The 8,318-nt window shown below is 67.4% G+C and carries 4 protein-coding genes and 3 pseudogenes; 3 read left to right on the plus strand and 4 right to left on the minus strand.

The window, feature by feature from the left end; all coding sequences use genetic code 11:
• The first annotated feature begins 187 nt into the window (after positions 1-187).
• Complete coding sequence (locus ACEN88_RS18925) at positions 188-2,128, plus strand: phosphatase PAP2 family protein (RefSeq protein WP_413341994.1); 1,941 nt, start codon at positions 188-190, stop codon at positions 2,126-2,128.
• Positions 2,129-2,187: 59 nt separating this feature from the next.
• Here the strand turns inward: ACEN88_RS18925 and ychF are convergent, their stop codons facing one another.
• Entirely contained in the window at positions 2,188-3,279 is a 1,092-nt protein-coding gene (gene ychF, locus ACEN88_RS18930; RefSeq protein ID WP_105378846.1) for a redox-regulated ATPase YchF, read from the minus strand.
• Positions 3,280-3,364: 85 nt separating this feature from the next.
• Positions 3,365-4,462 carry a patatin-like phospholipase family protein gene (locus tag ACEN88_RS18935; protein ID WP_413341996.1) on the minus strand — a complete coding sequence of 366 codons (1,098 nt, stop codon included), beginning with the start codon at positions 4,460-4,462 and terminating at the stop codon, positions 3,365-3,367.
• A gap of 140 nt (positions 4,463-4,602) precedes the next feature.
• Between ACEN88_RS18935 and ACEN88_RS18940 the strand changes: the two are divergent.
• A pseudogene (locus ACEN88_RS18940) lies at positions 4,603-5,142 on the plus strand (DUF3857 domain-containing protein); the annotation flags it as partial.
• Between the two features lie 1,161 nt (positions 5,143-6,303).
• Here ACEN88_RS18940 and ACEN88_RS18945 read toward each other — a convergent pair.
• Entirely contained in the window at positions 6,304-6,822 is a 519-nt protein-coding gene (locus tag ACEN88_RS18945) for a GNAT family N-acetyltransferase (RefSeq protein ID WP_413341998.1), read from the minus strand.
• A gap of 687 nt (positions 6,823-7,509) precedes the next feature.
• Here ACEN88_RS18945 and ACEN88_RS18950 point away from each other — a divergent pair.
• Positions 7,510-7,950 (plus strand): annotated as a pseudogene (locus ACEN88_RS18950) (HD-GYP domain-containing protein); the annotation flags it as partial.
• Positions 7,951-7,993: 43 nt separating this feature from the next.
• On the opposite strand, the pseudogene ACEN88_RS18955 reads toward ACEN88_RS18950, so the two are convergent.
• Positions 7,994-8,318, minus strand: a pseudogene (locus ACEN88_RS18955) (AAA family ATPase); the annotation flags it as partial.

Consider the following 8,318-nt stretch of genomic DNA (forward strand, 5'->3'; position numbering starts at 1 on the left):
CGGCGGCGGGACACGTCGGGATTCGGGTTCATGCGTCAACTCTCCAAGGTTCACAAAAGGAATGCCCGGAGATTAGTTGACAAATATTTCACCCTAATTACAAGAATCGTCGGTCATTAAGCCGTCATCAGCCGCTCATATCATGCGACCGATTTTTCCGCTTTGACCTCACTTTGAAGGGTTTCGCATGCACCGTCTTCCTCTCGCCCTCGCTGCCGCCGCCATGCTCGCGCTGACAGCCTGCGGCGGCTCCGATCGCAACGACAATGCCGACACCGTCCTCGTCATTCCGGCCGCGCCCGCCGACCAGGGCGCACCCGACACGGCGCCGGTACCGTCGGCGCTGGCCTTCGTCGATACGGCCGCCACCAACCAGCGTGGCGACGCCCGCTATGCAACCCTGGCGACCAACGCCGGCGTGCGCGTACTCGGCGGCATGCTCGACATCTGGAAACCCTTGACCGAGATCGTCGACGCCGGCGTCACCGCGCCCGCCGTGGATGGTTTCCCCGCGGTGGTCGCATCGACCTGGACCGGCCTGCCCAACGACGGCACCCAAGGCGGCACCATCGTCAACGCGGCCGTTCACAACGCAAATATCGACTACGTGGTCAAAGCCACCGCCAACCGCACTGCCGAGCAGACGCTGCAGGCCTACCTGGACGATCGCCGCAACAAGGGCTACAGCGTGACCGAAGGCATGGGTCCGCTGACCAGTGCCTGGCGCACGGCCACGCGCCAGACCACCACGATCACCGACATTCCGGCGGATGCCACCACCGTCAAATACGATGACGGCGGCAACAACAACGGGGTCGGCGGCGACGCCAATGCCGACTTCGGCAAGGTCGTCGACCTGATCAACTCGATGGGTAACAATGGCTCGACCGAGCCCGCCAAGCGTTTCTACAAATATGCGCGTCCCTACCGCTGGAGCAGCGCCGTGAAGGTGGTGCCGCAACTGGAGCCGGCCAAGAGCACGACCCCGAGCACCGACGGCGGTTTCACCAGCGGCCACGCGGCCGAAGCGACCCGCAATGCCGTCGGCATGGCTTACGTGCTGCCCGAGCGCTACCAGGAATTGGTCGGACGCGGCCTGGAACTGGGCGAAAGCCGCATCCTCGCCGGCATGCATTCGCCGCTGGATGTCATCAGCGGCCGGGTACAGGCGCAGGCCGTGGCTGCCGCCAACCTGATCGCCGCCGGTGCCACCGTCCGCTCCGCTGCCGTGACCCAGGCCCACACGACCCTCATGAAGCTGACCGGCACCACGCCGGCGACCTTTGCGGCCTACGCCGTGTCCGGCACCGCCGCCAACGACCGTTTCGCCGACTACGCCACCAGTCGTGCGAACTACATCCGGCGCATGACCTACAACCTGCCTCAGACCGGGGCCACGAACCTGCCGGCCGTGGTGCCGAAGGGCGCCGAAGTGCTGCTCGAGACACGGCTGCCGTACCTGACCGATGCGCAGCGTCGCGTCGTGCTGAAAACCACCGCGATTGCCTCCGGTTACCCGGTCCTGGACGATCCTGAAGGTTGGGGCCGCCTGAATCTGTTCGCCGCCGCCGAAGGCTATGCCGTCTTCACCGGTAACGTGATCGTGAACATGGATGCGAGCAATGGCGGCTTCAATGCGGCCGACCGCTGGCGCAACGACATTGCCGGCAGCGGGAAGCTAGTCAAGCAAGGTACTGGCGCGCTGCAGCTGGGCGGTCAGAACAGCTGGACGGGCGGCACCCAGGTCGAAGGGGGAACGCTCGAGGCGCTGTCGGCCAGGGCGTTCGGCAACGGCGACGTCTATGTCGCCGGCGGCGGTACCGTGGCCAGCAACGCGCCGGCTGCGCTGGTCGTGGGCGGCAACTACACGCAGCTCGCCGGTGCAACCCTCGAACTGCGCCTGGGTGCCGGCCAGCAAGGACGCGTCAACGTCAGCGGCACCGCGACGATCGCCGGCGGCACGCTGCGGATCACGTTCCTGGACGGCTACAAGCCGGCCGTTGGCGACACGCTGACGGTGATTGCTGCAACGAGCCTGAAAGGGAAGTTCGAGACCATCGCCGTCGACGGTTTCACCGCGACCCCGACCTATACCGAAACGGGTCTGCAGCTGCGTTTGAGCAAATAGCGAGTGAAAAAAAGCCCCGGCACCTTGCGGTGTCCGGGGCTTGGAGCCTGCAGTCTGGATCAAACGTTGAACAGGAAGTTCAACACATCCCCATCCTTGACGATGTATTCCTTGCCTTCCGCACGCATCTTGCCCGCTTCCTTGGCGCCCGCTTCACCCTTGTAGGTGATGTAGTCGTCGAAGGAAATGGTCTGCGCACGGATGAAGCCGCGCTCGAAGTCCGTGTGGATCACGCCGGCCGCCTGCGGGGCGGTGGCGCCGATCGGGACGGTCCAGGCGCGCACTTCCTTCACGCCGGCCGTGAAATACGTCTGCAGGCCCAGCAGTTTAAAAGCGGCGCGGATCAGGCGGTCGAGGCCCGGCTCTTCCATGCCGAGGTCGGCCAGGAATTCCAGCTTGTCGGCGTCGTCCAGGTTGGCGATTTCCGATTCAATGGCGGCGGAGATCGCGACGATCGGCGCGTTCTGCTTGTTGGCGAATTCCGTCAGCAGGTCCAGCAGCGGATTGTCCTTGAAGCCACTCTCGGAGACGTTGGCCACGAACATGGCCGGTTTCGCCGTGATCAGGCACAGCGGCTTGATCAGTTCCAGCTGGTCGGCGTCCAGGCCCAGCGTGCGCGCGGGCTGGCCTTCGTTCAGGTGCGGCAGCAGCTTTTCCAGGATCGCCACCAGCTTGATCGCATCCTTGTCACCGGCGCGCGCCTTCTTCTGCTCGCGGTGCAGGGCTTTCTCGGCGGTACCCATGTCGGCCAGTGCCAGCTCGGTCTGGATGACTTCGATGTCGTCGATCGGGCTGACCTTGCCGGCCACGTGGATGACGTTCGGGTCTTCGAAGCAGCGCACGACGTTGACGATGGCGTCCGTCTCGCGGATGTGCGACAGGAACTGGTTGCCCAGGCCCTCGCCCTTCGACGCGCCGGCCACGAGGCCTGCGATGTCGACGAACTCGACGATGGCTTTGACGACACGCTCCGGCTTGACGATGGCCGACAGCTGGTCGATGCGCGGATCCGGCACCTCGACGACGCCGACGTTCGGCTCGATGGTGCAGAACGGATAGTTTTCAGCCGGGATGCCGGCCTTGGTCAGGGCGTTGAACAGGGTGGACTTACCGACGTTGGGCAGGCCGACGATGCCGCATTTGAGACTCATGGGAAGCTTTCAGGGTCGAATTACGAAACCTCGTATTGTACCTCCGCTTGCCTGCAAAGACCGCAAACAGGCCTGTTTACGTCGTTTAAAGCGGACGAATCCGTGCAATATCGGGCTTGTTCACAAATGCCGTGAAGGCATCCCGCAGCCGCTCCCCCTCGTCCATCGCCTGACTCCAGGCACGGATGCGGGCATCGTGATCCAGCCCATAGAACTTGAAATCGCTGCGGTCGATGATTTTTCCGCGCGGCATCTTGGCAAGAAACGCATGGCTCGGCGCCACGATCAACACATTGTCCAGCCAGCCGCGGTTCGGTCCGCGGGCGGCGCGGCGCCATGGCAGCGCCTTGTCCAGCCAGCCCGGCACGATGTGCTCGGAGAAATGGGGATACAGCACGATGTCGCCGGGCGGCTGCGCCGCCACCCGGGCGTACGGCAGCGCCAGGTTGTAATCGATGATGCCGCCATCCCAGTAGTGGCCGGACGGTGCGCCGGCGATGTCGCGCACCGGCTTCATCAGCATCGGCAAGGTGCCCGAGGCCAGCAGGCCGGCTGTCAGGTTCTCGGGCGTCAACGCGGCGAAATGCGTGGCGAAGCTGTCGAAACGGTCGCGCAGCCAGGGCGTGTTCGCACGGCGGTCGCCGAGCACGACGCGGTCCATCAGGTGCGCCAGCTTGTCGCGCGAAAAGAGGTTGTGCAGCGCCGCCGCGGCGAATCCGCGCATCTCGGCGTGACGGTGGCCGGGCGCCGCGAGGGCGCGCTTGCCGCGCACCGTCAGCACGTGCAGGCGGTGGTGCGGGTGATTGACGATGTCGTCCTCGTGGCCGCGCACGAATTCGTTCAGCAGGCCCTGCACGACGGCGTCGATCTGTTCCTGCGACGGCTTCGTGCTCGTATAGCGCTGGCCACTGTAGAGCTCGCCCAGGCGCGCGAACGCTTGCACCGGATCGCGCTGGCAGGCGGCCGCCATGCGCCAGGCGCCGATCGACGAGCCGATCAGCACGCGCTCGCGCGGCGCGCGCGGGAACCACTCGCCGAACACCCACTGGTCGAGGGCGCGGAACACGAGACCCTTTGGTCCGCCCGCCGCGGCAGGCACGACGGCGACGTCTTCCGCGCGCAAGCCGTGCGTGCGGATCCGGGCCAGGGCCAGCGGGCCCGCGTGGAAAGTCAGTGCGCTCATCGCGGAATTATCGCAGGAAGAGCACGATTGCGTAGGCTCAAGGGTCAACGGATCGCCCTCCGTAACATGGTCCGGTCGCCCTTCCGACTTGAGCATGTGGAGCCCGCATGACCAGTAGATATTGTGCCCTGCTAATGCTGATGATCGTCACACTGCTGGCGCCGTTCGGCCATGCGCGCGCCGGCACGGACAGCGATTCCGCCGCCATCGTCGAGCGCCACGTCCGGCACTATGTCGTCGAGCAGGACGGCACGTACCGGCTTGCCGTGGACGACGTCCGCACCATCGCCGGGTTACGTGCCCTGCGGGACCAGGGCCGGTTCGCCATCCGCTACGACAGGGCGCAGGACGACCTCGTATCGCTGGACGCATACACGCAAAAGCCCGGCGGACGGCGCATACCGGTGCCGCAGAACGCCATCCACGATCAGCCGGACGCGCGCACGAGAACCGTCGTGTTCCCCGATGCGGCGCTGGGCGACCAGCTGGTCGTGCACTACGTCATCCGCCGCCGCATACCGCCGTTGCCCGGCCACTTCGAAGACGTGGCGGTCATGCCTTTTCAATTCCACCGGAACACCACCGTGGTCTACGACATGCCGTCCACCCTGCCGCTGCACGCGGATGCCGTCGGCTTCGTGCCGGTACCGGCCGACAGTCCCCCGGGCCGGCGGCGCTACCAGTGGCGCTACGTGAACGAGGCCGATGGGCATGGCGAGGCTGGCGCCGTCAGCGTGCTCGACGACGGGCACCGCCTGGCCGTGTCCACCTTCGCCGACTACCCGGCGCTCGCCGCCGCCGTACGCGACGCCGCGGCCGGCAAGGCGCTGCCCTCTCCCGCCCTCGCGGCACTGGCGCACCGGCTGGCCGACGAACTGCCCGACACGCCCGCCCGCGTGCTGGCCCTGTCGGACTGGGTGCGGAACAACGTCCGCCGCGGCGACGACAAGGACCACGCCACGCGGCTGCAAGCCATGCTGGCCGCCATCGGCATCGACAGTACGCCGGCCCTCGTCAACGGCGGCAACGCCTACCGGCTGCCGGACGCGCCCGTGCTGGCCGTCCTCGACCACATGATCCTGTACGTGCCGGCGCTGGACCTGTTCGTCGACCCGGCGGCGGCATCCGTCCAGGCCGGCTATTTGCCGCCTGCGTTGCTGGGCAAGCCCGTGCTGTTGATCAGGAGCGGCACGTTCGCGATGACGCCGGTGCTGCAGCCGCAGAAGGTCCGCGCGGTGGCCACGGTCGACGTCGGTCGCGACGGACATGTCAGCTTCAACGTGGACCGGGCCATGTCCGGCGCGCTGGCCGAGCCCTTGCGCGCGATGGCGCGCGATGTCGCGGGAGGCGGGCGCGAGCATGCCGCACGAACCAACCTGCGCGACGTGAAACAGGGCGGCGATGACGACACGCTGACGCTGTCCGGCACCGACAATGTTGGCGCCTTGCGCACGGGACGGACGCTCGCAACCAGCCACCGCGCCTGGAGCGTCGTGGACGCCGCCGTGGCAGGCCTGACGCAGGAACGCGACCGGCGCCACGACTTCGTCTGCCCGGCCATCGACGCGGAGGACGAGACCCGCCTCCGCCTGCCGCCGGGCCTGCGGCTCACGTCGCTGCCGGCGCCGGCCAGCGTGATTACTGGCGGCATCTTCTATCGCGCGACGTATGTGCGCGAGAGCGACGGCGTGCTGGTCAAGCGCCGCCTCACATTCCGCCACGGCCGTGCGACCTGCTCGCCGATCGATGCCCGTGCCATGCAACCGGCGCTGGAACGCATCCGGCGCGACCTGCGCAGCCGGGTCGCCATCGCGACCGATGCAAAGATCAAACCCGGGCGCTCAGACAGTGCCATCACGCGCAAACGCCTCGCGCCACCCGCACGCGTGCAGCCTGGCCACGGCCTCGTCCGTGAGATCGAAGCGCAGGTCGACGCGGTCCCGTCCCGAACGGTAGCCGCCGGGCCAGCGGGCGATCTCGATGAAGCCGCAGCGTTTGAAAAAGCCGGCCGTGTGTGGATGCGTATCGACCGTCACGTAGCGGGGCCGCAGCTTGCGTCCGGCCATGTGCAGCAGGCGATAGGCCAGCAGCGCGCGGCCGATGCCCGTGCCGTGGCGGTCGGCCCGCACGAGGCCGAACACGAGCGTGCCGAGGTCGTAGAACTCGGACAATTCGTAGCCGCCGAAGCCGACGATCTCGCCCGCCTCGACCACGACGAACAGCGGACCGTCCGGGTCGTCCAGCGCGGAACGCAGCCATGATTCTTCCGATGCCGGAAAGTGAGCCGGCACATTGGAGCGAAAGGCCGCCAGCACGGCCTTGCGGTCGTCCGGACGGTAGCGGCGGATACTGATCTTCATGGCGGCAGCCTAGCACAGTGAACTGTCGCGCGCCTTGTACGCCAGGGCAATGGCCGTTACATTAGTGCCATGCAACCCGATGAAACCATTACCGTCGAAGACGCCGTGCAGGTGCTGGCCATGGTCGGCGACCTGTCCATGGGCCTGCCGCCGGATCACTCCATCCGCACGGCGCGGCTCGCCGCCCGGCTGGCGGAAGAAAACGGCGACGGTGCCGATGCGTGTACGAGCACGAGAATGGTGGCGCTGCTGCGCTGGTCGGGCAGCACGGCGACGGCGGCCGGATTCGCGCACCTGCTGGGCGACGACGTCAGGGGCCGCCATGCGATGGTGACGCGGACATTGTCCGGCCACGCCGGCCTCACGTTCGCCAACGTGATGCCGCTGGCGCAGATGCAGTGCGAGGTGGCGGGCGATATCGCCGTGCTGCTCGGGTTGCCGGGAGACGTCGAGGACAGCCTGCGCCACCTGTTCGGCAGCCACCACCGCGGCGACATGCAGGACGTGCTGTTCGCCCCGAACATCCCGCGCGCCGTGTTCTACGTGCGCCTGGCCGGCGACCTGGAAGTGCTGGCGCCCGCGCACGGGACGGACGGCGCCTTGCGCCTGATCGGCGAGCGCGCCGGCGTGAAATATCCGGCGACGTTCGTGCAGAGACTGTCGCCACATGCGCAGGACTGGCTCGACATGCTGGAAGAACCGTCCTGCGCGGCCGATTATCCCGGCCACGACCGGCGCGTGCCGTTGTCCATCGTGGCCGACGTCATCGAACTGAAGCTGCCGTGGCTCACGGGCTATTCGCGCCGCGTGGCCGCGCTGGCGCGGCGCAGTGCGTCGCTGGCCGGCATGATGGCACTCGAAGAAAGTCCGCTGGTGCGAGCCGCGCTGCTGCACGGCATCGGCAAGGTGGCCATACCGAACGTCGTGTGGGAGCGGCCGGGCAAGCTCGATGCGGATGACTGGGACCAGGTCCGCAAGGTGCCGTTCTGGACGGCGCGCGCGGGCACGCAGATACCCGCGATCCAGAACGAGGCCACGCTCGCGTCCTTCATCTACGAGCGCCTCGACGGCAGCGGTTATTTCCGCAAGGCGCGCGGCGAAGCGCTAGGCATGCAGGAACGGCTGCTTGGCGCCGCCGCCGCGTTCGTCTCGCTGTGCTCGCCGCGGCCATGGCGGCCCGCACGTACGCGAGCGTGTCCGCGTCGTAGCGCCCGGCCTGTGCGTCGTGGCACAGGTCGCCCAGCACGGCGCCCGCTTCCACCGACGCCAATTGGTCCTTGTCGCCCAGCAGGATCAAGGTGGCGCCGGCGGGCAGCGCGTCCAGCAGCGACGCCATCATCTCCAGGTGCACCATCGACGCCTCGTCGACGATCAGCACGTCGACGTCGAGCGGATTGCCGCGATGATGCGCGAAGCTGCGCGTGTCCGGACGCGCGCCCAGGAGGCTGTGCAGCGTGCGCGCGGCGCCCATGCGCGTCGTCAGCTCGCGCAGCGGC

Origin of the sequence: Massilia sp. CT11-108, from assembly GCF_047302915.1 — a bacterium.
In the GTDB taxonomy this organism is placed as follows: domain Bacteria; phylum Pseudomonadota; class Gammaproteobacteria; order Burkholderiales; family Burkholderiaceae_D; genus Telluria; species Telluria orientalis.